We start from the raw sequence: 24,368 nt of genomic DNA, 5'->3' as shown, positions 1-24,368 counted from the left end.
TTTCAATGTTCAACATTAGGGTATGTGGATTACTGCCCTTGGATATAGACGTTTGCCCCAACCAGACAAAAAAATTCCGGGCAGAAGCCTGTATTGGAAAACGGCTGCCTTTTTTGAACGGGGAAGTCCGCGGATAAATCGTGGCGTTAAACAAAAAACTTTACTCGGGTTTAAGATATGGTTCAGGTCGAGCATTTCATTGATTTTTTTCATGACATCATAAACAGGGCTGTGCTCTTTCTGTTGGGATTTTGCTTTTCCGAAATCTGCGACTTGTTCCCCTGTGCAGGAGCCGCCATTGTGACAGCGCAAAAGCGGCAGTATGTTCATTTCTTCCCCGGGTATAGCCGGAAACCGTTATGATATAATAGAGGAAACAGCGTTTTTGAGGTGATTGTATTGAAACTGGCATTTATTTCCGATATTCACGGCAATGCGAATGCGCTTGAGGCAGTGCTGGAAGATATTGAACAAAAAAGGGCGGATAAAATCTTTGTGCTCGGGGATCTTTGTTTCCGTGGCCCGGAGCCGCAGCGGGCGTATGATTTGGTCCAGTCATTGCAAACAGATGTGATCAAAGGCAATGCCGATGAATGGGTGTACAGGGGCGTCGGCATGGGCGAAGTTCCGGAAGCCGCTTACGAAATCATGAACAAGGAGAGGGACTGGGTCGTATCCCAAATGGGCCAAAATGCAGTAGAAGCGCTGCACCGACTGCCTGAGGAAGTGAAATATGAGTACGGAGGAATCAAAATCCACGGGTTCCACGCCACGCCTTACAGCTTGTTTGAAAATGTGCTGCCGGACAGCGGAAACAGCAAGCTGAAAGAAAAATTAATGCAGGAAGAAGCAGATATATACTTGTATGGTCATATCCATACGCCGTATATCCGCACCTTTGGCGGCAAAACGGTCGTCAACCTGGGAAGTGTCGGGCTGCCGTTTGACGGCGTTCCGAAAGCTTCTTACGCGATTGTCGAAATTGGAGAAAACGGCTTCCAAGTTTCCATTGTCCGCGTCACATATGATGTGGGGAAAACGATCAAGCAGTTTAAAAACTCCGATTATCCGAATAAGGAAAAATTGATCGATATTTTAACGCGGGCAAAAAACGATTAAATTTGGTTGGAAAAACTCCGGCGCCGGGCAAGCGCCGGAGTTTTGTTTACCCGGCATCAATGTTCCGCTTCATTGCTTTCATCTGCCCGATATGCTCCGCTTCGTGGTAAAGGGGTGAGCACGAGCAGGTCCCCGTAGTTTTAAAATCGACAAACGGTAGCTCAATCGGGATTTTTTCAGGAAAGTAAATGTTTCGATGCCGAAAGAAAAACAGAATATTTACAAAAGAGTGCAATGAGTCTAAAATATAAACAGCGTTTATTTTTTTGTGGATATTGAAAACGCTGCCAAATTTCTGCGGAAAAGGGGGAATCCGGAGTTGAAAAGGTTTGAAAACAGGGTTGCGGTCGTCACGGGTGCAAGCAGGGGGATCGGTAAAGCGGTTGCATCTGCTTTTGCGAAAGAAGGGGCAAAAGTCTGCCTCGTCGATATTAATGAAAAAGCCTTGGAAGAAACCGTAAAAGGATTAAAGGAAAAAGGGTATGACGTGATGGCGCAAACAGCCGACGTTTCAAAACGTGCACAGGTGGAAGCGGCGGTTTCGGCGGTGCTCGGGCAATACGACAAAATCGATATTCTCGTCAACAATGCGGGTGTGATCCGGGACAACCTGCTGTTTAAAATGACGGACGAGGACTGGGATACGGTCATGAATGTCCATTTAAAAGGGGCGTTTCTTTTCTCAAAGGCAGTCCAGCAAAACATGGTGGAAAACAAATACGGGAGAATCATTAACACCTCTTCCACGTCCGCGCTTGGCAACCGCGGCCAGGCAAATTACGCTGCCGCAAAAGCGGGCCTGCAGGGTTTTACGAAAACATTGGCAATCGAGCTTGGAAAATTCGGGATTACGACAAACGCAGTTGCGCCTGGATTTATTGAAACCGATATGACAAAAGCAACAGCAGAGCGGATTGGCGTCGATTTCAACGATTTTATCCAATATAACCAATCGATGATCCCGGTGGGCCGGACGGGAAAGCCGGAAGATATTGCTAATGCGGTGCTTTTCTTTGCCATGGAAGAATCATCATTTGTAAACGGCCAGGTGCTTTATGTCGCAGGCGGGCCGAAAGATTAAAAGGGGAAGGGGGGATACAGATGTTTGAAGAACTGATCGGAAAACGTTCGAGCACCGTATGGAATACGATTGAAAGGGGCGCCGTCAAAAAATTTGCCGATGCCATTGGAGATCCGCATCCCATTTACATTGATCCTGTCTTTGCCGCAAACGCCGGATTGAAAAACAACGTTGCGCCGCCGACATTCCCGGTTACGTTTGACTACGGCACGATTGAAGGGCTCGAGCTGCCGAAAGCGGGCCTCATCCACGGGGAGCAGGGCTTCGAATACAAACGTCCGCTTTATGTCGGCGAAGAACTGCTGTGCTGGAGCGTGCTTGAAAAATACCAGGAAAGAAAAGGGAAACTTGGGGAAATGGGGTTTCTTTTTATCAAAAAAGTTGCGGAAGACGAGAGCGGGGAAATCGTCATGACGTCTACGCAAATAATCATCATTTCCGAAACGGTGCGAAAGGGGATGAAAGCATGAGCCTGCGCGCGCTGAAGCCTGGGGAAAGACTAAAACCGGCTGAACTGCCGCCGGTTTCAAGAATGGATTTGATTAAGTACTCGGGGGCATCCGGCGATTTTAACCCGATCCATACGATTGATGAAGCAGCAAAAAAGGCGGGCCTTCCCGGGATTATCGCACACGGGATGTGGACGATGGGCAATCTTGGGAAACTATTCACCCCATATTATGAAGCCGGCTACATAGAAAAGTTCACGGTCCGGTTTTCGGGCATGGTTTTTCTTGGCGACCGGCTGACGTTAACCGCCCGGCTGAAACATTCGGCTGAGGGAAGGCAAACGTTTGAAACCGACGCCGTTAATCAGGACGGGGTCAAAGTCATTAAAGGTGAAGTGGTGTTTAAGCTGTTTTCTCCTTAAAAAAGAATCCCGCTTGTTCCAGCGGGATTCTTTCCGGATTATAATTCGAGCCATTCCGTATGGAAGACGCCTTCTTTATCAATGCGCTGGTATGTGTGGGCGCCGAAGTAGTCGCGCTGTGCCTGGATCAGGTTAGCTGGCAGCACTGCCGAACGGTATGAATCATAATAAGCGAGCGCTGCGGACAATGCCGGTACAGGGACGCCGAAACGCACAGCCGTTGCGATGACTTCGCGGAGGGCATCCTGGTAACTTTCGACGATTTCTTTGAAGTACGGGTCGAGCAGCAGGTTTTTCAAATGGCTGTCACGGTCATACGCATTTTTGATTTTTTGCAAAAACTGCGCGCGGATAATGCAGCCGCCGCGGAAAATCATCGCGATTTCGCCGTAATTCAAATTCCAGTTGTATTCTTCGGAAGCGGCTCGCATTTGCGCAAAACCTTGTGCATAAGAGCAAATTTTGCTCATGTACAATGCTTTTCTGACCGATTCGATGAACGCTTTTTTATCGCCGTCAAAGGCAGTGTTTTGCGGCCCTTTCAACAATTTGCTTGCCGCAACTCGTTCTTCTTTCATCGCGGAAATAAAACGGGCAAATACCGATTCCGTAATGAGCGGCAGCGGAACGCCGAGGTCGAGCGCGCTTTGGCTTGTCCATTTTCCGGTCCCTTTTTGGCCGGCCGTATCCAAGATGACATCAACAAGCGGTTTTCCGGTTTCCGGATCTTTTTTTGTGAAGATATCGGCTGTGATTTCGATCAAATAGCTGTCCAGCTCGCCTTTATTCCATTCGGAAAAGACTTCATGCAGTTCTTCCGCGTTTAGGCCTAGGATATTTTTCAGCAGGCTGTATGATTCGGAAATCAGCTGCATATCGCCGTATTCGATGCCGTTATGAACCATTTTCACATAATGGCCGGCACCGTCCGGACCGATATAAGTTGTGCACGGCTCGCCGTTGACTTTTGCGGCGATATCTTTAAAAATTGGCGCAACAAGATCGAAAGCTTCTTTCTGCCCGCCCGGCATAATGGCCGGCCCGTGCAATGCGCCTTCTTCACCGCCGGAAACGCCGGTGCCGATAAAATGGATGCCCAGTTCGCTTAGTTCCCTGTTGCGGCGCTGTGTATCCTTAAAGAAAGTATTGCCGCCGTCGATTAAAATATCGCCTTTATCGAGAAGCGGCTTTAATTGTTCGATCGTAGCATCGGTTGCCTCGCCCGCTTTGACCATCAGCAGGATTTTCCGTGGTTTTTCAAGCGAATACACAAATTCTTCCAGCGTATAATAGCCGAAAATATTTTTCCCTTCCGATTCTTTCAACATCGCATCTGTTTTTGAACGGGAACGGTTGTAAACCGAAACGGTGTAGCCCCTGCTTTCAATGTTCCAAGCAAGGTTTTTTCCCATCACCGCTAAACCGACCACGCCGATTTGCTGTTTGCTCAATCTAGACACCTCAACATTTTTTAATTATGTAAAAACTTACCATTCTAATGTTCCAAGGACATACAAAATGGAAGTCTTACATTATTGTACCAAATATACCTCATTATTATAAATGAAAAAACAATGGTTCCGCAAAATATTTGTATTTTCGAAAAGGCATGCACCTGTTAGGATTTTTTCCGCGTTTACAGTATAATGGACAATGATACGGTGTTTCCATAATGGATGCAATGAGAGGAGGAGTTGGGATTGGGCATAATCCTTGTTGAAATTTGCGAAGGCAGCCTGATCAACGCCATTGATGTGGAAGCCGAGTTGGAATCCCAATATCCCGAAGTTGCAGTCATTTCAAATGAGTGCTTAATGTCGTGCGGCTTGTGCACATACAGCCCGTTTGCCATTGTAAACGGGAAAAGGGTTTTTGCCGAAACACCTGGAGCATGCTTGGAAAAAATAAAAGCGGCAATTGAAGCGGAATTAAAGAATCTCCTTTAAAAAGGTTCTCGTTTTATCCCGTTTTTTATATTATAATGGTGTAATGGAGCGTACGGGGGAATGGGTATGGGAATTTGGGACGCATTTAAATACAGCTGTTTATTGCCGGGCAAAAAAGCAGCTTTCCAATTAAACCGGATTCCTATGGACAGGACAATCATGTATATTTTTCTGCTCGTTTTTGCGGTTTCCATCCCGCGTGCGGCAAATCTCGCTGCAGGCGGGGCGCCCGGATCGCTCAACATGATCCAGTTTGTTTTTTATTTTTTGTTTGTGTATGAGCTTTTGGCGGCATGTACCGTGCTCGCCGGCATTTCGCTGCTGGCCTGCTGCGGGTATGTGCTGCGGAAGCTGATGAAAAGAAAACTTGCATACCGGCATTTATGGAAAATGTCGTGCTACACCATAACGGTTCCACTCGTTTTACATACGATAATCGATGAATGGATGACAAAAAACGGGCTCGTCTCGGGTGTTGTGCTTGGCGGGTATCCGCTTGTTTGTTTGGTGCTGATGATCCGACATTACCCTGCGGCACGCCACCATCAGCAACCCGGGCCCGTGTAATGCAGCGAAGAAGGAGAAGACAATGGCGGAAAAGACGATTTTGCACGATCTACGTTCACTGGTTTATTCGGGTGAAGTGTTGCTGGATGAACCTTTAAGCAAATACACTTTTACCAAAACGGGAGGAAAAGCGGATTTCCTGATTTTTCCGCAAACGTATGAAGAAGTACAGAAAACGGTCCGGTTTGCCATTGAAAACGGGGTACCGTATACGATATTGGGGAACGGCTCCAATTTAATCATCAAAGACGGTGGGATCAGGGGCATCGTCCTGATTTTAACCAGATTAACAAAAATTTCGCATTCCGGAAATGATATCACGGCCCAATGCGGGGCGGCCATCATTGACGTTTCCCGTTATGCGCTCAAGCAAAAGCTTACCGGTCTTGAATTTGCTTGCGGTATTCCGGGATCGGTCGGTGGTGCGCTTTATATGAACGCGGGCGCTTACGGCGGGGAAATTAAAGATGTCCTGTCGAGCGCGCTTGTCCTCACGAAAAACGGCGGGATGAAAAGACTCAAAAAAAACGATTTGTCTTTCCATTACCGGAAGAGTTCGATCGCCGAAAATGGGGAAATCGTTTTGGAAGGAACGTTCAGCTTGGAGCCGGGGGACGATCGGGAAATCAAAGCGAAAATGGATGAGCTGACTTTTCTCCGGGAGTCAAAACAGCCGCTCGAATATCCTTCGTGCGGCAGTGTATTCAAACGACCGCCCGGGTATTTTGCGGGCAAGCTGATCCAAGACAGCGGCTTGCAGGGGACGCGGATCGGCGGCGTCGAAGTCTCCAAGAAACATGCCGGTTTTATGGTCAATGTCGGGGGCGGGACGGCAACCGATTATATAAATTTGATCAAACTTGTCCAAAAAACGGTCAAGGAAAAATTCGGCGTTGATCTCGAAACAGAAGTAAAAATTATCGGGGAAGACTAAGAAAGGCCGGTTCTTTTGCATAATCAAAAGAACCGGCCTTTTCTATTCTTTCCGGCGGATATCGATTAAGCGATTTCCGCGGTATTTGATTTTCACGTTTTCCCCTATGGAATAGTTTAAATATGTATCGCAATCCATTGAAAGGGTTTTACCATTGCTGAATTCCATGGCGCAGTACGGTTTAGTCGTCGTCGGCGCCAATTTTATTTTCCGTTTCGTTTTCACGCCTGTAGCAACCGGGACTTCTTTCCGGTTCGGCGTATAAAATTTGTCTACAATCTCCACGCGCTTATAGGAGCTGACAGGGCGTTGATAAAACAGCAGGACCGCGAGCAAAAGCAGGCAGACGGATAATAAAACAACTTTCCACGTGATTTTTGACATGGATCATCCCTCTAATTCCCTGGGCATCAAGCATCTTTTACTATGAATATATTATTGTGTATAAAACAAAAATATGATTATATCCGGTGGAACTGGATCACAACATATTTTTCCATTTGAAATTTATTGAAACCTTTATGGATCAATTCCGTAAATATTTATATAACACTAGTTTAACAGAAAGTAGGGATGATATGAGTGAAATTGCTCTCTCGGTCAAAGGGCTGACGAAACAAATCCGTTCAAAGAAAATCGTTGACAATGTCAGTTTTGAAGTGAAAAAAGGGGAAATCTTCGGGCTTTTGGGTCCGAACGGCGCCGGTAAAACAACGATCATCCGGATGATCGTTTCCCTGATCAAACGGACAAGCGGGGAAGTGTATATTAGCGGCAAAAGCCTTGACGAAGATTTTAAAGGTGCCATGAATGAAATCGGCGCGATCGTCGAAAACCCGGAATTTTATTCGTATATGACCGGGTACCAAAATCTTGTCCACTATAAAAGAATGTCAAGAAAGGAAATTCCGGAGGAAAAAATCATGGAAGTGGCCGGGCTCGTAAAGCTGGAAGGTGCCTTAAAACAAAAAGTAAAAACATATTCTTTAGGGATGCGGCAGCGGCTCGGCGTTGCCCAGGCCATTTTACATAGCCCGTTTTTACTTGTCCTCGACGAGCCGACAAACGGTTTGGACCCACAAGGCATCCGGGAGTTCAGGGATTATTTGCGCACGCTTGCGGCAAGCGGGGTTTCCGTGCTGGTTTCTTCGCATTTGTTGTCCGAGATGGAATTGATGTGCGACCGGTATGCCATCATTGAAAAAGGGAAACTGATCCACATTGAGACAATGGAAGAAACGACGGGCATACAAAATAACTCTCTCCGTGACATCATCTTCACCACGGATAACAGTGCGATGGCGATACAAGCAATTGAAAAACAATTTGATTTTGCCGTAAGCACTATGGATTCCTCACGGATAACGGTTTCGGCAGCATATGAAGATGCCGCCAAAATCAACGAAACATTGGTGAAAAGCGGCTGCAAAGTTTATGAAATTGCTTTTGAAAAGAAAACATTGGAAGAACGTTTCCTTGAATTAACGAATCACGGGGAAGAGATGGAGAACAAATGATGGCATTGGTGCAAAATGAATGGATGAAAATTTTTGCCCGGAAAAGCGCATGGGTCTACATGCTCCTCATCGTGGCGATTGTTCTGGTGGCGGCCATTTTTTACAATAGAATTTACGGTAAAGATGACCCGGACTGGCGTGCAAAAATCCAGCAGGAAATCAAGGCGGATGAGCGGCTTATGCAAAAAGATCCTGATCAGTATGCCGATCTTGCGCAAAACATACAGAGAAATCAAGATTATTTAAAGTACAATATCAATCCGGATGCCCATTCTAACTGGCATTTCATGAACAATGTCGTCATTCCGCTCGGATCTTTCGTCACCTTGTTCAGTGTGATCGTCGGGAGTGCGAACGTTTCGTCGGAATTTGCAACGGGCACCATCAAGCAGCTTATGATCCGGCCACATGAAAGGTGGAAAATCCTGCTGTCCAAATATATTGCCGTTACTGCATATTCCATTTTGCTGCTCGCCGTGCTGCTTGTTTCAGGATTTGTAGTCGGCTTAATTTTCCAGGGCGCCGGGGGCTTCCATACAAAGTTTATTGAAGACAGCCTGGATTTTAACAACTATCAAATTAAAGAAATCGGGCCGCAGTTTTTTCTGAAATTTGCGCTGTACCTGCCGAGCCTTGTGATGGTCAGCGCGATTGCGTTTATGCTTTCGACGCTATTTAAAAGCCAGGCATTGGCGGTCGGGATTGGGATCTTTGCTTTGTTTATAACCAATACAGTGGGCGGCATTCTCCTGTTTCTCATGGAAAAGTACCATTGGGTAAAATTCCTGATTTTTCCGCATCTGGACCTGTCCGTCTTTGCATACCAGGATAAACTGGCAGGGGGTGTCACATTGCCGTTTTCGCTCGCTGTGCTTGCGGTTTACTATCTTGTTTTCATGGCCTTGACGTTTTGGTATTTCCAAAAGCGCGACATTGCTTCTTGACAAATCGTAATAATCCAAGTAAAATATGAATCAACTAAATATGGTCGGTCAATGGAGGAGTCTGTCACCACAGGCTCCTCCTTGCTTTTTTCACTATTAAGGGGCTGTGGCGGCATTCTCCTTATCGATTGGGCCGATAAGGAGTTGAGGAGATGTTTATTTTACAATTGGCCTTGATTTTGTTTGTATCCAAAATCGCCGGGGACATCAGCGTCCGCCTCGGCCAGCCGTCCGTTGTCGGAAAGCTGGTAGCAGGGATTGTGATCGGCCCGTCTGTGCTCGGTCTTGTCCACGATTCCGAACTACTTTCGGAAATGAGCCGGATCGGGGTCATTTTATTAATGTTTCTGGCAGGCCTTGAAACAGATTTGGACGAATTTAAAAAATCAGCGAAATCCTCCATTTTGGTCGGATCTGTCGGAGTTGCTTTCCCGCTCGTTTTCGGGGCGCTGGCAGGACGCTTGCTCGGTTTGGACTGGCTCGGCGCTGCATTTTTAGGTCTGCTGTTGTCGGCGACAAGCGTCAGCATTTCTGTCCAGACATTGAAAGAACTTGGAAAGCTGAAATCGAAAGAAGGCATGGTGGTACTCGGGGCGGCTGTCATCGACGATGTGCTTGTGATGGTTGCATTGGCTTTTTTGATGAGCCTCGCCGGTGGGGACACGAATCTAGGGATTGTCCTTTTGAAAAAAGCGGTATTTTTCTTCATTGCCATCTTCGCAGCTTGGAAGGTCGTGCCGTGGCTGCTCGGGAAGCTTCCATATTTGAAAGTGACGGAACCGCTGCTATCCGGATCGTTCATCATTTGCTTTCTTTTTGCTTATTTTTCCGAAACCGCCGGGGTTGCCGCCATCATCGGCGCTTATATTACCGGGATTGCAATCAGTACGACAAAATATCAGGAGAAAGTATTTCATAAAACGGAAACGGTCAGCTATTCCATTTTTGTGCCGGTTTTTTTCACTTCGATCGGCATCCAGACCGAATTGGAGGGGACCGGTCCATTTTTAGGCATGATGGCTATCCTCATCATCGTTGCTGTTCTTACGAAGATCGCGGGCGGTGGACTCGGTGCGAGGTGGGCGAAATTTTCATGGGAAGATTCGCTCGGCATTGGAAGCGCGATGGTCTCGCGGGGGGAAGTGGCACTCATTATCGCCGGCATCGGCTTGGAGGAAAAACTGCTTTCCGGGGATTGGTTCACCGTTCTGGTAATGGTTGTACTCGTGACCACGATCGTAACGCCGGTGATGATGAAGTTCTTCTTCCGCGGTAAGCAGGAAGCTGTTTCCGTAGAAGACCTTAAAAAAAGCGATGTACAAGCGGACGCATACACGGGCTTTCCGCCGAATAATATAGATAAGAACAAGTAAGGACAAGCTAGCCCATAAAAAGGCTGGAGGATGCATATGGGAAAAAGCAACCGGAAAAAAATCAATGCTGCGGTTTGGATCGCCTTTATCGCGTATGCTGCTTGTTTGGGGGATTTATTGTTTTTCATCCCGTACCGCCATACACCCAATCCCGCCAACCATAATTTCATCCCGTTTAAAACGATCCGGATGTATATCCTTTATTACCGTTATTTTTATTTCGACATTTGGTTTTTCAATCTGTTTGGCAATATACTGATGTTTATGCCGTACGGATGGTTCCTGCCTTTTATTTTCCAGCGGTTAAGAAAGGGTTGGAAAACCGGGGTGCTGTCGTTTTCCACATCGGCCGTGGCGGAAACGATCCAGGGGTTTTTCCATGTCGGCGGATTTGATGTGGATGACATCCTGCTCAACACTTTCGGCGGCATGATGGGCTATTGGGCTTTTGCGCAGATGCGGAAACTCGCAAAAAAAATAAAAATTGAAATTTGGCATTCATCATGAATAGAATCGGAAGTGCGCACAAAACCTAAATATGCGGGGTAAAATATAACAGTTTCCGCAAAATAGCTTCATTACGGTCCCGTACAGGGGGGTAGATGCGCATTGGATGATGAGAAACTGATCCAGTTTTTAAACAGGGAACTCTCAAATTTTACAGTCCTTTATATCAAACTGCACCGTTATCATTGGTATATCCAAGGGAAAAACTTTTTTACGCTCCACCAGTTTTTTGAAAATTTGTACCTCGAATTTTCCGAACTGATTGATGTGCTGGCGGAAAGGATTTTGTCAATCGGGGGCAGGCCGCTTGCAACAATGTCCAAATTCCTCGATCAAAAGACGATTGTGGAAGCAAGCGCCGATAATGAAGAGCGCGAAATCCTGAAGCAGTTAAAGGATGATTTTGCACAAATGGCAAATGAAATCCGGGAAACCGGGATCCCACTGGCGGAAGAGAGGAAAGATGACGCCACGGTAAATGATTTAACCTGCTGCTTGAAACGGTTTGATAAACATATTTGGATGCTGAATGCATTCATGGATCAGCGGTAAAGGCTTTGCCGCTGATTTTTTCTTGAATCCGCCCGAATTTTTGGTAAGCTAACAGCAGGACAATATGAATTGAAGGTGATCAAATGGGGTACATAGAAGAAATCCGGAAATTGGCCGGCAGCCGCCCACTTATTTTGCCGGGCAGCGTCGTGCTCATTTTCAACGGCCGGGAAGAAATTTTACTGCAGCAAAGGGTTGAACCGCGCGGCGTCTGGGGCCTTCCTGGCGGGTTGATGGAGCTGGGTGAGTCGGCGGAGGAAACCGCATTAAGGGAAGTGTATGAAGAAACCGGGCTCCGATTAAACGATTTAACCCTTTTCAATTTATATTCTGGAAAAAATTATTTTGTGCGGCTTAAAAATGGCGACCAGTTTTTTTCGGTTACTGCGGCATTTATTTCCCGATCATACAGCGGCGAGCCAAGCGTGAACTTGAAGGAAGGCATGGATATCGGATTTTTCCCTTTAGACCAATTGCCTGCAAAACTTGTCGGCAGCCACCGGCGGATGATCGAAGAATATAAGCAGGCAAAAAACCCCCATCCGCCTTCAAAATAGGCAGTTGGGGGTTTCCTTAAGCCAGATAAATAAAGTAAGCGATAAAGGCAACAAATAATACATACATGAGCGGGTGGATCTGTTTTGCTTTCCCGCACACGAGCATGGCAATGGGATATAAAATAAACCCGAGGGCGATCCCGGTTGCGACGCTGTAGGTGAGCGGCATCATCATGATAATCACAAAAGACGGGATCGCAATTTCAAGCCGGCTCCAGTTGATCGATCTCACCTGCATCGCCATCATCGCCCCGACAATTATGAGCGCAGGGGAAGTGACTTCCGTCGAAATCACCGATAACAGTGGAGAAAAGAACAGGGCAACTGTAAATCCGGCAGCGATAATGATTGAAGTAAATCCTGTCCGGCCGCCTGCTGCAATGCCGGAGCTCGATTCCACCATTGTTGCCGGGGTGGACGTCCCGAGGATGCTGCCGATCACGCCGGCTAGCGAATCAGCCAAAAGGGCACGGCCTGCATTCGGGATTTCATTATTTTTCATGAGCCCTGCCTGTCCGGCGACAGCAATCAATGTACCGGCTGTATCAAAGAAAGCAACAAATAAAAATGTAAAAATAACGGCAAGCATATCCGGGTTCCACAAGTCATCCAAATGGAAGAACACTTTCCCGAAAGTCGGGCCGAGGCTTGGAATGGATCCGACAATGGCATGCGGCACCGGCACAAGTCCGAAAATCATGCCGATGATGGTCGCGATGACGATGCCGAAGAAAATCCCGGCCTGGACGCCGCGTACAAGCAAAAGCATCATCACGATAAAACTGAATACCGCAAGCAATACTTTTGGAGAAGTAATATTTCCGAGCGCAACAAACGTATCCGGGTTGGAAATGATTATGCCGGTATTTTTTAAGCCGATAAAAGCAACAAAAAAACCGATTCCGGCTACAATTGCGTGCTTTAAATCTTCCGGTATCATATTAATGATTTTTTCGCGTATTTTTAACAGGCTCAAGATCACGAATAATACGCCGGAAACAAAAACCCCCGCCAATGCAACAGGCCATGGAATATGCAAGCCGAGGCAGACGGAAAAGGTGAAAAAGGCGTTCAGTCCCATGCTCGGCGCAATCCCGATCGGGAAATTGGCGAGCAGGCCAATCAAAAGCGTCCCGATGATTGACGCCAACGCCGTCGCGGTAAAAACGGCGCCTTTATCCATCCCCGACTGGCTTAACACCAGCGGGTTGACGATCAAAATATACGCCATCGACAAAAAAGTGGTGACCCCGGCAATGGTTTCCTGGCTGTAAGAAGTGCCGCGCGAATGAAATTGAAAAAATCTCTGCATCATTTTCCCTCACTATTCCAGTTGAAAAATCATAGGATGAATCCGCCCGTGTTTTTCTTTGGTCTTTGTCCAGTTTTCCCTTTTCTTTTCCCCAATATCAAAAAATCGGGCAATCCGCAAGTGAAAAAGGCAAAAAGTCCCTCCAAACACTGCGGAAATGCCCGGGTGTATGTATGAATGGCAAGCATGACGGAATGTCTTAGGTTTACCATTGTAGTCAAGCTTTTTACGGCAGCTTGGTAGAGACGTTTAGGCCATATTTCTAAACTTATACAAGGTACACGGTATAAAAACGAATGGTTACTATTATACAAGAATTGCATTCCAAAATCAATAGATTTCGTAATGGATATAATGTGGGCAACTTTAGCGTAAATCGCGTATAATTTGGTTGAAAAGCTCTATTGCGGACAATACACGGGTTTTCTGCAGCAGAGCCGGTTGAAAAAAGGAAGGCGGTTATGTCTATGAAAATCGGCGTTATTGGTATCGGGGATATTGCAAAGAAGGCTTACTTACCTGTTTATGCCCATACGAAAGAAGCGGAATTCCATTTTTTTACGAGAAATCAGGAAAGTTTGCGGTATGTCAAAGACCATTACCGGTTTGAACATCTGTATCCAAGCCTGGAAGCGTTAATGGAGAGCGGCATTCAGGCGGCTTTTGTACATACTGCAACAGAATCCCACTACGAAATTGTCCAAAAACTTTTATCAAACGGCATCCATGTTTATGTGGACAAGCCGGTGACTTATCATTATGGACAGACAAAAGCATTGGCGGATTTGGCAAAAGAGAAAAATATGCATCTTTTCACAGGCTTTAACCGGCGCTTTTCCCCCGTCTATCAAAGATGCCGGGAACTTAAAAAACCAAATCTGATTTTGATGCAAAAAAACCGGTTCAAGCATCCGGAAAATGTCCGTACATTTGTATACGACGATTTCATCCACGTCATCGATACTTTGTTGTATTTGGCAGATGAACCGTATGAAAAAGTGGTTGTAAATGGGAGGAAAGAAGGCGATTTACTGTACCATGCAAATGTCCAGTTAATTTTTCCTTCAGGCGTTGTCGCAATCGGTATCATGAACCGGGACAGCGGTACATCGGAAGAAATCCTTGAAGTAATGGGTACGGATGAAAAACGGACCGCCCGCCAGGTTTCAAGCCTCACAATCCAACAAAATAAAACGATTACGCAAATTGCCGCAAATGATTGGGAACCGACATTGTGCAAAAGGGGATTCGAACAAATTGTTTCCCATTTTATCGATGTCGCATCCGGCAAAGCACAACCGAAAATCACGTTGGACGATGCCCTTAGGACCCACGATCTGTGTGAATATATTGTCAAAAATCTTGAAGGGTAAAATTCTGATAGTTTCATCTCTCATTTTGCATGCTCCGGGGGGATTTGTCCTTTGCAATTTTTTCACCCTCTCATACTTTATATTAGTGACCATTGGGGGGGTGAAAAAATGTCCGGAGGCGGTGGAAACAACAATATGTTTCCGTTAATTGTTATACTGTTTATTTTGCTGATTATTGTCGGGTCTGCATATGTCTATTAAGGCAGCGTAGAAAAAATAGAAGCACTTTGAAACGGAGCGTTTTTTTCCAAGCCGGAAAGTTTACGGGTGAACGTTTCGGGGGGGCCGGGAAAGCCGGTTTATATGCGCTTAAATATGGACGCGGTATTGGACGGTGTATCACAGCGGGGTCCAACCATCCCCGTTTGGACGATCGAAATGGAGCCGTGGGAGGCAGAAATGCTGCGCTTTGCATACAAAAATATCAGTTCAAAAAAATAGAAAAGGATGTTGACTTTGCCGGCTTTTTTAGGAGACGTGAAAATATGGAATGTGGCAGGCACCGCAACTGTTATTTTTGGAGATGCGGCAGCGATTTCCCCAATGAATGTTTCAAAGACTACGCATGGATCAGGAAGCGGAAGCAATGGTGCGTTTATGATGAACAACAACTATTTTAGCATGAATACCACCGGAACCATAAGCATGGCAGATCAGCCATATGTGGTCAGGTAATAAAAGCAGCCTTCCAATGTCCGAGAGAGGCTGCTTTTTTCAATTGGCTCTGTTCAATTTTTGTTGATAATGTCTAATTTTTGAGACTCCTGCGGGATAGCGGGCAAGTAGAGCTCCCCGTGCTGAGGTATCGAGCGAGAAGGCGCATGGATGCTTCATGAGAGAAGTGGATTTCGCGATCATCAACATGAATCACAAACATATCCTTTCATGAAATGAATGAATGGACCAGAAGAAATATATTTAAGCAGATCACAAATCCTGCGACCATCCATGCAACAACACTCGTTACTTTATGATTTACGAGCTCGCCCATGATTTCCTTGTTGCTCGTGAACAAAATCAGGGGAATGAGCGCGAAAATAATCCCGAACGAAAGGATAACCTGACTGATGACGAGCGCGCTTGTCGGGTTGACGCCCGATATAATGATTAAAAGCGGGGGCACCATCGTGATAGCCCGGCGCAGGTAAAGATTGATCCGTTTGTTGATGAACCCCTGCATGACGACATCCCCGGATAACGTGCCGACAGATGAACTCGAAAGCCCTGCTATCAGCAGGCCCAGCCCGAAAGATAGCGCGGCGGCTGGTCCGAGATGTTCATGGAACCGGCGGAATGCCACGCTGAGGTCTTCGACAACCATGCCGTTTTTGAAAAATACGGCGGAAGCGATCACGAGCATGCTGATGTTGATAGCGCCGGCAATGACCATCGCGATAACGATATCGATCAATTCAAATTTGAAAATTTCTCTTTTTTCCCGCTCATTTCTGCCGATAATTCTGCTTTGCGTTAATGAAGAGTGCAAATAAATGGCGTGGGGCATGACGGTTGCACCAAGAATACCGGCAGCAAGTAAGATGCTTTCGATACCGTTGAATTTCGGTGTGAGCATCCCGCCGAATACTGCGCTCATATCGGGTTTTGCCAAAAAAGTCTGAAAGGCAAAAGCAAGCACGACAATCATAACGAGGGCGGAAATGGCGGCCTCAAACGAACGGTAACCGCGGCGCTGCAGCTCAAGGATGGCAAAAGACCCCGCGGCCGTGATCAGTGCAGCCGGCAGCATCGTAATCCCGAAAATTAAATACAGCCCTAAAGCAGCCCCGATAAATTCTGCCAAATCTGTCGCGATAATCACGATCTCGCTTTGTATCCACAAAAAAATGGAGGCAGCCTTTGGAAACCGTTCGTGGGCAACTTCCGGCAGATTTTGCCCCGTCGCAATGCCGAGTTTAGCGGAAAGGGATTGGATCAAAACGGCCATTAAATTCGAAAATACGATTACCCAAAGAAGCATATAGCCGTATTTTGACCCCGCCGTTATGTTTGTAGCAAAGTTGCCGGGATCAATATAGGCAACGCCCGCAATAAATGCCGGCCCCAAAAAAGGCAGAATTTTTTTTAATCCCTTCACGTCCCCCCTCAGCACTGCCTGGGCGCTTAACGTATTCGAAGGTGTATGATTTACCATTTTTTTGCTGATTGTTTTATCGCTCATATAAATGTTTCCCCCTCCTTGGATTTTAAACCTGAATCAAAAAAGTTTCCATAGGGAAAATTCTATCTGGTATTATTGTATTCAATGAACACAAAAAAGTAAACTATTTAAAATGCATTTTTCACTAAATATTTTGTTGAAAACGTTATTTTAGTTATTCGCTTTTTTCAGCCGACACAGCCGGAAAGATTAGCGGAAACTTAGGGGCATTAATATACATGCAGGGAGGCAATTTTTTCCGCGTTATGCTGAAAACTATGGTATATATAATAGTAAAGAAATAAACGGCTTTACCATGCCGGAAATGTTGCCGGCACGGATACAAAAAGGGGGGAATGCTTTGGATGAAGAAAAGATTTTGGCGAAATTTAAGAACCGGCAGCCATCTGTATTGGGGATGGAGCGTTTATCCCGGTTTGCAGTACTGCTGCCGCTTATCAAGATGGGCGACGGGCTCCATGTTTTATTTGAAGTAAGGGCGGAACATTTAAAAAAACAACCGGGGGAAATTTGTTTTCCCGGCGGCAGGATTGAAAGGACTGATAAAGATGCGCAGGCGGCCGCCATCCGGGAAACAGCCGAAGAACTGCGGATTGATGGGTCGATGATCCGGGATGTGGTGCCGCTTGACTATGTCGTCTCATCTTACGGGAACCGCGTCGTTTTCCCGTATGCAGGATTTTTACCCCATACGGAATTTCATCCGAACTCGGACGAAGTGAAAAAATTATTCACTGTACCGCTTTCGTATTTGGCAGAAACGGAGCCGGAGTGCTACCGTCTCCAATTCAAGGTGGAACCGGACCAGGATTTTCCATTTCATCTTATCCGGGGCGGAAAAGCGTATAAATGGAATACGCATAAGATGGATGAATATTTTTATTATTATAAAGATTATGTCATATGGGGGTTGACCGCAAGCATCCTGAAAAATTTCTTGGATACGGTAAAGCGGTAAGCCTTCACGGAAAATTAATTCTGTTCTTTTCAGGTAATTTATTATAGAATGGTGTTTATAGCCGGCCCCTCATAGATCCAACCTGCTTGCGGCGGGGCCGTGCTTTATTTCAGTTGAGAGGTTTTTGGGCTATGATACATAACAGCATCGTCAGAAACGCGGATGTCCGGGATTTGCCAGCGATTTTAGACATATATAATGCATACATCGGAAACGGCATTATCACTGCCGATACAGTTCCGGTAACAGTGGAAGAAAGAATGCCGTGGTTTAAGCAGCATAACCCGGATGCCCGGCCGCTTTGGGTGATGGAATTGGGCGGCGAAATTGCAGCATGGATCAGTTTAAGCGATTTTTACGGAAGGCCCGCTTATAGGTCAACTGCCGAAGTGAGCATTTATATCGCCGAAAAATATAGGGGAAAAGGAATCGGAAAATTTTTGATGAAAAAAATGGTGAATGCCTGCCCCAAGTTACAGGTTGAAACATTGCTCGGCTTTATTTTCAGGGAAAACCAAGCCAGTTTAAAACTGTTTGCCCATTTTGGTTTTGAAGAATGGGGAAGTCTCCCGAAAGTCGCAGAACTCGGCGGGCGCATGCATGATTTGTTGATTGTTGGTAAAAAAGTATAAATCTGGTAATAAAAGAGGCAATAAAGGGAGCAATGGAGATATGAAAGTTGAATTATGGTCGGATTTTTCTTCCCGGGACTGTTATCTTGCTTTCTTAAGGCTGGGACAGGCACTGGAACAATTTGGCCATCAGGAAAAAGTACAGTTTGAAATCCGCAGTTCCATATCCATCTTGGATGGGGAAAAAGAGAGAAGCAGGCATATCATGGACAGCCTCAGGCTTTTGCATTTTGCACAAGAAAATGGAAAGCAATTTGAAATGGCGAGGGCCTTATTCGAAGTATATGCCGGACATCCTGCGCCAAACAGGGGATTTTTGGTAGAAGTTCTCCAAAAATCCGGCTTCGATCAGGCTGGAATGGTACAGTTATTAAACTCGGACGCATACATGGAGAACATGAAACAAGATGAATCGGAAGCAAACATGCTCGGTATCGACAGTGCACCGGTCATTGTCATTAACCGGAAGTATGCCATTTCAGGAGTGCGTACCGTTGACATTATTCTTCAGTCCCTTTACCAGGCGTGGAGGGAAGAAACTTACGTGCCGGCTCTTGAAAAGCAGGCTTAACGTGTATTGCAGAACAAAAAAGCGCCCGATCCGGGGCGCTTTTTTAAACATTCGATGCGGCGGCAAAGACTGCACTCCACATTATGCACCCTGTAACAGGGCCTTGCCGGCTTACGCATTTCAGCTCATCGCTTCACTACTATATCATGACAAACAAAGAAAAACAAGGGGACAAATTAAAAAACCGGATTTTTCCGTCCCAAACAAAAAAGCCGGGCAAACCACCCGGCTTTTTTTGTATCCTCACCAGCGATGCGCTTTTGCATTGCTCCTCAAGATGATCGTGTTTTGGGTGACTTCCGTTTGTCCGTTCACCTGGGATTTTGTATGCTTGCGCCGCGTCCAATTATGGTGGAACAACTCGGAATGCGGGTCCAGCTGATCTTTGTAGCTCATACCATCACCTCTTGGAAGGATTTGGATACCCTATTGATATTCTTTAACGAATATCAAATTTAGGTTGTACAGATGTGAGAAAAATTACACATCTTACTAATCACAATGTGCAAAATAACAATCATCTTACACATTGCGCTAAAAGAGAATTATCACACTAAACTCTTGGTACAAAACACGTCATCATACTTATAACACAATGTGCTGATAACACATATAAATATATATAACAGTTAAGGATAAAGGCGAAATGAAAGAACATTGATACGGAATACGGTTTTCATTCCCCAGACGTTGAATGAAATCAAGGAAACACACATAAAAATTGCTACGGAATTGGCACAAAATCGGGCCCGATTAGGCATTCAAAATAATCATCCAATAAGTTCAAACATAATATATAGAAAAAAACAGCCGGTTTAAAGGAAGGGAAGTACCTCGACATCGACACCTTTTCCGGCGGACTGATGGGTGAAAAGAGGTATGGCGGAAAAAATTCTTATTTTTGAAAGCGCTTTACATAGGGGGAGTGACGCAGATTTTGAAATGGTTATAAATGGTAACTTTCTTGCCAACACTAATGGTATGGATCAACTTTTGGAGGTGAAAAACAGTGAACATCGAGAAAGCCGTTAAGGTCATTGAACGCATGCGACTGCCGAACGGCGCCTTTACCGCCAGCCTGTCTCCGGAATACCATTATGTGTGGATCAGAGATGTTGTTTATACCGTACTGCCTTTTTTAGCTACGCCATCCCCGTATTATGAAAAAGCTTACCATGCATTGCTGGATATGTTTATCCGCTACGAATGGAAACTCGATATCCATACGAAGAAAAAACCGCGTTATTTGTTCGAATATATCCATGCACGCTATTCCACAGACCTTGAGGAACTCCCGCAGGAATGGGGCCATGCGCAAAACGATGCGGTCGGCGCTTTCCTTTGGGGGGTGGGCGAGGGCATCCACCACGGCCAGAAAATCATCCGCAGCCAAAAAGACCTGGATGTGATCCAAAAACTTGTCGATTATTTGGAATGCCTGCAGTATTGGCAGGCAGAAGACAATGGTATGTGGGAAGAAAACATGGAAGTCCATGCTTCGAGTGTCGGGGCATGTGTAGCCGGTTTAAAAGCTGTTAAAATGCTTGTTAATGTGAAAGACGAACTGATCGAAAAAGGGGAAGAAACGCTCGAAAAGCTGTTGCCGCGGGAAAGCGCCACTAAACCGACCGACCTGGCCTTATTGTCCTTGATCTATCCTTACCGGCTTGTTGACCGGCAAATGGCGCTCAGGATACTGGAAGATATTACAACGACGCTTGAACGCAAATACGGCTGCATACGCTATGTGAATGACAAATATTACAACGAAGGCAGCGAAGCCGAGTGGTGCTTCGGATTTCCATGGCTCGGTTTGTGCTTCTACGAATTGGGTATGTATGATAAAGCGAATGAATATGTGGAAAAAACGAAAAGCGTCATTACGGAAAATTGGGAAGTGCCGGAGTTGTACATTGGCGGAAAATACGAACCGAATGCGAACAACCCGCTCGCCTGGTCGGTTTCGTTAGCGTATCAGTTTTTAAAAACAATGAATGTTAACTAAAAAAAAACCACAATTCCGGGAAAAATAAAAAAGCTGTTTTAAAAGTGCCTGCATATTCTTTTACATTGAAAATGCGGCGCGGAATTTAAAACAGCTTTTTTATTTTTCCCAACAATCCCCCAAAAAAATGTGAAAACGGAAATATTTGAATAAATTTGTAAATATCATGAATTCGACAAAACTAGACTGCTTTTTTTTGCAGGATTCATAAAATTCCTAACGAATATAAACAAATATGCTGATTAGGCGGAGGTGTGACATTGGTAAAGACAGTGAAAGATTCGCAACAAATCGCTCCTACTGATTTTGAGCTTTATTTGTTTCATGAAGGAACACTTTATGAAAGTTACCACATGCTTGGTGCGCATGTGGCGGAAGTGGGCGGAGAAAAAGGCGTACGGTTTGCAGTCTGGGCCCCGCATGCGAAAGCTGTGTCCGTTGCCGGTGATTTTAACGACTGGGACGGCAGCAAGCACCGGATGCAGAAAGTAAAGGATTCGGGTATTTGGGTATTGTTTGTTCCCGGGCTCCGGGCGGGCGAACTGTATAAATATGAAATCACCGGGCCAAAAGGGGAGAAATTTTTAAAAGCCGACCCGTATGCTTTTTATTCAGAAGTCCGTCCGCGCACCGCTTCCATTGTTCACGACCTTGGAAAGTATAAATGGCACGACCACAGGTGGATGGCCCATAAAGCGAAATACGATCCGTACCATGAACCGATGTTGATTTACGAAATGCATTTCGGCTCATGGAAAAAGAAGGAAAACGGCGATTTTTACACCTACCGCGAAATAGCGGACATGTTAATTGGCTATGTTGCGGATCACGGCTACACACATATTGAACTCATGCCGATCATGGAACATCCTTTTGACCGTTCCTGGGGTTACCAAATCACGGGGTTCTATGCGCCTACAAGCCGCTACGGGAAACCGGATGATTTCATGTATTTCATCGACAAATGCCATCAAAACGGCATTGGGGTGATTTTGGATTGGGTTCCTGTCCATTTTTGCAAAGATGCACACGGCTTGGGGCGTTTTGACGGGACGCCGCTTTATGAGCCCGCTGATCCCGATAAAGCGGAAAGGCCGATTTGGGGTACATATAACTTCGATTTTCAAAAACCCGAAATATCCAGCTTCTTAATTTCAAATGCCATTTTTTGGATGGATGTTTACCATATTGATGGATTTCGGGTGGATGCTGTTTCGTCTCTTATTTATTTAAACCATGACAGGGGGGACGCGAAAAAAATCACCAACCAATGCGGCGGCGATGTAAATTTAGAAGCTGTCGCTTTTTTGAAAAAATTAAACGAAGCCGTTTTTAAGAAATTCCCCCACGCGCTGATGATGGCGGAAGAAGCGACGGCCTGGCCGCTCGTCACAGCGCCTACATACGCAGGCGGCCTCGGCTTTAATTTTAAATGGAATATGGGCTGGGTCCATGATGTGCTCCGCTATATGCAGACGGCGGAGGAAAAACGGCAGGAAGTCCATGACTTTTTGACATTTTCCATGCATTACGCTTTTTCCGAAAACTATGTGCTGCCTTTTTCGCACGATGAAGTGGTTTACGGGAAAAGATCGCTGCTAAACAAGATGCCAGGAGATTTTTCGCAAAAATTTGCAAACTTGCGCCTATTATACGCTTACTTTATGACGCATCCGGGAAAAAAATTACTATTCATGGGCAGTGAGTTCGGCCAGTTTGATGAATGGAAAGACTTGACGCAATTGGATTGGAACTTGTTTGAATTCGAAACCCATCAGAAATTTTTCCGGTTTACAAAAGATTTTAATGATTTTTATAAAGAAATGAGAAGTTTGTGGCGGCTGGACCACGAGCAGGAAAGCTTTGAATGGATAGACCCGAATAATAGCCGGCAAAGCATCATAGTTTTTATTAGGAGAGGGAAACGAAAAGGTGACTATTGCATTGTTTTATGTAATTTTTCAAAAGTAGCATATGAAAAATTCAGGATCGGCGTCCCTTCGTATGGAAAATATATTGAAATTTTTAGCACGGATGACGAACGGTTTGGTGGCGGGGGGCTGCTAAATAAAAATGCAATTCAAGTGGATAAAAAGCCTTTCCACAATCAGCCTTACAGCATGGAAATCAGCATTCCCCCATTAAGTGCGGTCATATTCAAAAAACTAACAGCAAAACGGCGAAGGGGTGGCAAAAAATAATGGAAAAGAAATGGATGGCAATGTTACTAGCAGGCGGGCAGGGGACAAGGCTTGGCGATTTGACTTCCCAGCTTGCAAAACCTGCAGTACCTTTTGGAGGAAAATATAGAATTATAGATTTTTCGTTAAGCAACTGCATGCACTCAGGTATTGACACGGTCGGGGTGCTGACGCAGTATGAACCACATATTTTAAATTCCTATGTCGGGAACGGCAGGGCATGGGATTTGGATCGGAATTACGGCGGGGCAGCCGTATTGCCCCCGTATGTGGGAAAAGACGGCGGAAAATGGTATAAAGGCACGGCCAATGCGGTTTACCAAAATATCCATTATATTGACCATTACAACCCGGAATTCGTGCTGATCCTTTCCGGCGACCATATATATAAAATGGATTACCGTAAATTATTGAAATACCATATTGAAAAAGGGGCACAGGTGAGCATCGCTGTCATCGAAGTCCCTTGGCAGGAAGCTGGCCGCTTTGGCATTATGGTGACCAACTCCGAAGGAAAAATCGTAGAGTTTGAGGAAAAACCGCAGTTCCCAAAAAGTAATCTCGCTTCTATGGGCGTCTATTTATTTAATTGGAAGCTTTTGCGCCAATATTTGGTCCAGGACGAGAAAAACAGTGGTTCATCTAATGATTTCGGAAAAGATATTATTCCAAAAATGCTGAAAGATAAAAATAAAATATATGCATATCAGTTCAGCGGCTACTGGAAAGATGTCGGCACAGTACAAAGCTTCTGGGAAGCCCATATGGATTTATTGGAAGACGAGCCGGCTTTTGAACTGGACGACCCGGATTGGAGGATTTTTACCGGGGATGCGAACCATCCGCCCCAGTATATTGCGCCGGAAGCGAATATCAAAAATTCTTTAATCAACGAGGGCAGCTGGATATACGGAAATATATGCCACTCGGTGATCTCGCACATTGTTTATGTCGGAAAAAACAGCTTTATTAAAGACTCGGTGATTATGCCGAATGTCACAATCGGAAATAATGTCACAATAGAGCATGCCATTATCGCAAGCAATACGATTATCGAAAGCGGAAAAAAAATCGCGCCGTTAAAAGCAAACGAAGTACGGCTCTACAGCTGCCCGCAAACGATGGAAGAAACAGACATAAAAGAAGTTTTATAAGAAAAGGGACGATGG

28 protein-coding genes and 1 riboswitch are annotated in these 24,368 nt (G+C 45.5%); of the genes, 23 read left to right on the top strand and 5 right to left on the bottom strand.

The features are described 5' to 3' along the window. The first annotated feature begins 399 nt into the window (after nucleotides 1–399). From BpJC4_RS05545 to BpJC4_RS05530, 4 genes are all read left to right on the top strand, one after another. On the top strand, nucleotides 400–1,119 hold the full coding sequence (locus BpJC4_RS05545; RefSeq protein WP_151697616.1) for a metallophosphoesterase family protein: 720 nt from the start codon (nucleotides 400–402) through the stop codon (nucleotides 1,117–1,119). 319 nt (nucleotides 1,120–1,438) lie between these two features. After that, the gene (locus BpJC4_RS05540) at nucleotides 1,439–2,200 is read left to right on the top strand and encodes an SDR family NAD(P)-dependent oxidoreductase (RefSeq protein ID WP_151680556.1); all 762 of its coding nucleotides are present in this window, start codon (nucleotides 1,439–1,441) and stop codon (nucleotides 2,198–2,200) included. Between the two features lie 20 nt (nucleotides 2,201–2,220). Next, complete coding sequence (locus tag BpJC4_RS05535) at nucleotides 2,221–2,670, top strand: MaoC family dehydratase N-terminal domain-containing protein (RefSeq protein WP_151680555.1); 450 nt, start codon at nucleotides 2,221–2,223, stop codon at nucleotides 2,668–2,670. After that, nucleotides 2,667–3,071, top strand: a complete 405-nt coding sequence (locus BpJC4_RS05530) for a MaoC/PaaZ C-terminal domain-containing protein (protein WP_151680554.1) — start codon at nucleotides 2,667–2,669, stop codon at nucleotides 3,069–3,071. The genes BpJC4_RS05535 and BpJC4_RS05530 overlap by 4 nt, the downstream gene beginning before the upstream one ends. A gap of 38 nt (nucleotides 3,072–3,109) precedes the next feature. Here BpJC4_RS05530 and gnd read toward each other — a convergent pair whose 3' ends face one another. Beyond that, nucleotides 3,110–4,522 (bottom strand): NADP-dependent phosphogluconate dehydrogenase, encoded by a 1,413-nt coding sequence (gene gnd / locus BpJC4_RS05525; RefSeq protein ID WP_151680553.1) that lies wholly within the window; start codon nucleotides 4,520–4,522, stop codon nucleotides 3,110–3,112. Between the two features lie 249 nt (nucleotides 4,523–4,771). Between gnd and BpJC4_RS05520 the strand changes: the two genes are divergently transcribed. The 3 genes from BpJC4_RS05520 to murB all read left to right on the top strand — a co-directional run bounded on the left by BpJC4_RS05520 (nucleotide 4,772) and on the right by murB (nucleotide 6,518). Further along, the gene (locus BpJC4_RS05520; protein ID WP_151680552.1) at nucleotides 4,772–5,017 is read left to right on the top strand and encodes a DUF1450 domain-containing protein; all 246 of its coding nucleotides are present in this window, start codon (nucleotides 4,772–4,774) and stop codon (nucleotides 5,015–5,017) included. Between the two features lie 66 nt (nucleotides 5,018–5,083). Further along, the gene (locus BpJC4_RS05515; RefSeq protein WP_151680551.1) at nucleotides 5,084–5,584 is read left to right on the top strand and encodes a DUF1189 family protein; all 501 of its coding nucleotides are present in this window, start codon (nucleotides 5,084–5,086) and stop codon (nucleotides 5,582–5,584) included. A 22-nt stretch (nucleotides 5,585–5,606) separates the two neighbouring features. Next, nucleotides 5,607–6,518 carry a UDP-N-acetylmuramate dehydrogenase gene (gene murB / locus BpJC4_RS05510; protein WP_151680550.1) on the top strand — a complete coding sequence of 304 codons (912 nt, stop codon included), beginning with the start codon at nucleotides 5,607–5,609 and terminating at the stop codon, nucleotides 6,516–6,518. Between the two features lie 42 nt (nucleotides 6,519–6,560). On the opposite strand, the gene BpJC4_RS05505 is transcribed toward murB, so the two are convergent. After that, on the bottom strand, nucleotides 6,561–6,902 hold the full coding sequence (locus BpJC4_RS05505) for a hypothetical protein (protein ID WP_151680549.1): 342 nt from the start codon (nucleotides 6,900–6,902) through the stop codon (nucleotides 6,561–6,563). Between the two features lie 194 nt (nucleotides 6,903–7,096). Between BpJC4_RS05505 and BpJC4_RS05500 the strand changes: the two genes are divergently transcribed. From BpJC4_RS05500 to BpJC4_RS05475, 6 genes are all read left to right on the top strand, one after another. Continuing rightward, the gene (locus BpJC4_RS05500; RefSeq protein ID WP_151697615.1) at nucleotides 7,097–8,035 is read left to right on the top strand and encodes an ABC transporter ATP-binding protein; all 939 of its coding nucleotides are present in this window, start codon (nucleotides 7,097–7,099) and stop codon (nucleotides 8,033–8,035) included. Then, nucleotides 8,032–8,979, top strand: a complete 948-nt coding sequence (locus BpJC4_RS05495) for an ABC transporter permease (RefSeq protein WP_151680547.1) — start codon at nucleotides 8,032–8,034, stop codon at nucleotides 8,977–8,979. The genes BpJC4_RS05500 and BpJC4_RS05495 overlap by 4 nt, the downstream gene beginning before the upstream one ends. Before the next feature lie 152 nt (nucleotides 8,980–9,131). After that, nucleotides 9,132–10,352, top strand: coding sequence for a cation:proton antiporter (locus tag BpJC4_RS05490; RefSeq protein ID WP_151680546.1), 1,221 nt, complete (start codon nucleotides 9,132–9,134; stop codon nucleotides 10,350–10,352). Nucleotides 10,353–10,388: 36 nt separating this feature from the next. After that, the gene (locus tag BpJC4_RS05485; RefSeq protein WP_151680545.1) at nucleotides 10,389–10,859 is read left to right on the top strand and encodes a VanZ family protein; all 471 of its coding nucleotides are present in this window, start codon (nucleotides 10,389–10,391) and stop codon (nucleotides 10,857–10,859) included. 102 nt (nucleotides 10,860–10,961) lie between these two features. Then, nucleotides 10,962–11,411, top strand: coding sequence for a Dps family protein (locus tag BpJC4_RS05480; RefSeq protein WP_151680544.1), 450 nt, complete (start codon nucleotides 10,962–10,964; stop codon nucleotides 11,409–11,411). A gap of 83 nt (nucleotides 11,412–11,494) precedes the next feature. Then, nucleotides 11,495–11,968, top strand: a complete 474-nt coding sequence (locus BpJC4_RS05475) for an NUDIX hydrolase (RefSeq protein WP_151680543.1) — start codon at nucleotides 11,495–11,497, stop codon at nucleotides 11,966–11,968. A 16-nt stretch (nucleotides 11,969–11,984) separates the two neighbouring features. Here BpJC4_RS05475 and BpJC4_RS05470 read toward each other — a convergent pair whose 3' ends face one another. Beyond that, on the bottom strand, nucleotides 11,985–13,280 hold the full coding sequence (locus BpJC4_RS05470) for an NCS2 family permease (protein WP_151697614.1): 1,296 nt from the start codon (nucleotides 13,278–13,280) through the stop codon (nucleotides 11,985–11,987). Between the two features lie 194 nt (nucleotides 13,281–13,474). Further along, a riboswitch (purine riboswitch) is annotated at nucleotides 13,475–13,576 on the bottom strand. A 171-nt stretch (nucleotides 13,577–13,747) separates the two neighbouring features. Here BpJC4_RS05470 and BpJC4_RS05465 point away from each other — a divergent pair. The 3 genes from BpJC4_RS05465 (at nucleotide 13,748) to BpJC4_RS05455 (ending at nucleotide 15,328) form a co-directional block, all read left to right on the top strand. Continuing rightward, on the top strand, nucleotides 13,748–14,653 hold the full coding sequence (locus tag BpJC4_RS05465; RefSeq protein WP_151680541.1) for a Gfo/Idh/MocA family protein: 906 nt from the start codon (nucleotides 13,748–13,750) through the stop codon (nucleotides 14,651–14,653). A gap of 108 nt (nucleotides 14,654–14,761) precedes the next feature. Continuing rightward, nucleotides 14,762–14,854, top strand: a complete 93-nt coding sequence (locus BpJC4_RS05460; protein ID WP_151680540.1) for a YjcZ family sporulation protein — start codon at nucleotides 14,762–14,764, stop codon at nucleotides 14,852–14,854. Between the two features lie 255 nt (nucleotides 14,855–15,109). Further along, complete coding sequence (locus tag BpJC4_RS05455; protein ID WP_151680539.1) at nucleotides 15,110–15,328, top strand: spore germination protein; 219 nt, start codon at nucleotides 15,110–15,112, stop codon at nucleotides 15,326–15,328. 208 nt (nucleotides 15,329–15,536) lie between these two features. On the opposite strand, the gene BpJC4_RS05450 is transcribed toward BpJC4_RS05455, so the two are convergent. Continuing rightward, entirely contained in the window at nucleotides 15,537–16,832 is a 1,296-nt protein-coding gene (locus tag BpJC4_RS05450) for an Nramp family divalent metal transporter (RefSeq protein ID WP_151680538.1), read from the bottom strand. A gap of 340 nt (nucleotides 16,833–17,172) precedes the next feature. Between BpJC4_RS05450 and BpJC4_RS05445 the strand changes: the two genes are divergently transcribed. The 3 genes from BpJC4_RS05445 to BpJC4_RS05435 all read left to right on the top strand — a co-directional run bounded on the left by BpJC4_RS05445 (nucleotide 17,173) and on the right by BpJC4_RS05435 (nucleotide 18,993). Then, nucleotides 17,173–17,790 carry an NUDIX hydrolase gene (locus BpJC4_RS05445; RefSeq protein ID WP_151680537.1) on the top strand — a complete coding sequence of 206 codons (618 nt, stop codon included), beginning with the start codon at nucleotides 17,173–17,175 and terminating at the stop codon, nucleotides 17,788–17,790. A 131-nt stretch (nucleotides 17,791–17,921) separates the two neighbouring features. Then, the gene (locus BpJC4_RS05440; RefSeq protein WP_151697613.1) at nucleotides 17,922–18,422 is read left to right on the top strand and encodes a GNAT family N-acetyltransferase; all 501 of its coding nucleotides are present in this window, start codon (nucleotides 17,922–17,924) and stop codon (nucleotides 18,420–18,422) included. Between the two features lie 40 nt (nucleotides 18,423–18,462). Continuing rightward, nucleotides 18,463–18,993 carry a DsbA family oxidoreductase gene (locus tag BpJC4_RS05435; protein WP_151680535.1) on the top strand — a complete coding sequence of 177 codons (531 nt, stop codon included), beginning with the start codon at nucleotides 18,463–18,465 and terminating at the stop codon, nucleotides 18,991–18,993. Between the two features lie 243 nt (nucleotides 18,994–19,236). On the opposite strand, the gene BpJC4_RS05430 is transcribed toward BpJC4_RS05435, so the two are convergent. After that, nucleotides 19,237–19,389 (bottom strand): YpzG family protein, encoded by a 153-nt coding sequence (locus tag BpJC4_RS05430; protein WP_151680534.1) that lies wholly within the window; start codon nucleotides 19,387–19,389, stop codon nucleotides 19,237–19,239. 483 nt (nucleotides 19,390–19,872) lie between these two features. Between BpJC4_RS05430 and BpJC4_RS16080 the strand changes: the two genes are divergently transcribed. From BpJC4_RS16080 to BpJC4_RS05415, 4 genes are all read left to right on the top strand, one after another. Then, on the top strand, nucleotides 19,873–20,025 hold the full coding sequence (locus BpJC4_RS16080) for a hypothetical protein (RefSeq protein WP_172968293.1): 153 nt from the start codon (nucleotides 19,873–19,875) through the stop codon (nucleotides 20,023–20,025). Then, on the top strand, nucleotides 20,003–20,998 hold the full coding sequence (locus BpJC4_RS05425) for a glycoside hydrolase family 15 protein (RefSeq protein WP_151680533.1): 996 nt from the start codon (nucleotides 20,003–20,005) through the stop codon (nucleotides 20,996–20,998). The genes BpJC4_RS16080 and BpJC4_RS05425 overlap by 23 nt, the downstream gene beginning before the upstream one ends. A gap of 260 nt (nucleotides 20,999–21,258) precedes the next feature. Next, a complete protein-coding gene (gene glgB / locus BpJC4_RS05420) occupies nucleotides 21,259–23,199 on the top strand; it encodes a 1,4-alpha-glucan branching protein GlgB (protein WP_151680532.1) in 1,941 nt (646 codons plus the stop codon). Continuing rightward, entirely contained in the window at nucleotides 23,196–24,353 is a 1,158-nt protein-coding gene (locus BpJC4_RS05415) for a glucose-1-phosphate adenylyltransferase (protein WP_151680531.1), read from the top strand. Before glgB ends, BpJC4_RS05415 begins: the two co-directional genes overlap by 4 nt. Nucleotides 24,354–24,368: the final 15 nt, after the last annotated feature.

The organism is Weizmannia acidilactici, from assembly GCF_008974185.1.
GTDB classification, from domain to species: domain Bacteria; phylum Bacillota; class Bacilli; order Bacillales; family Bacillaceae_C; genus Weizmannia; species Weizmannia acidilactici.
Note: the sequence above shows the minus strand (reverse complement) of the source record. Positions and strands in the feature narration are given on the sequence as shown.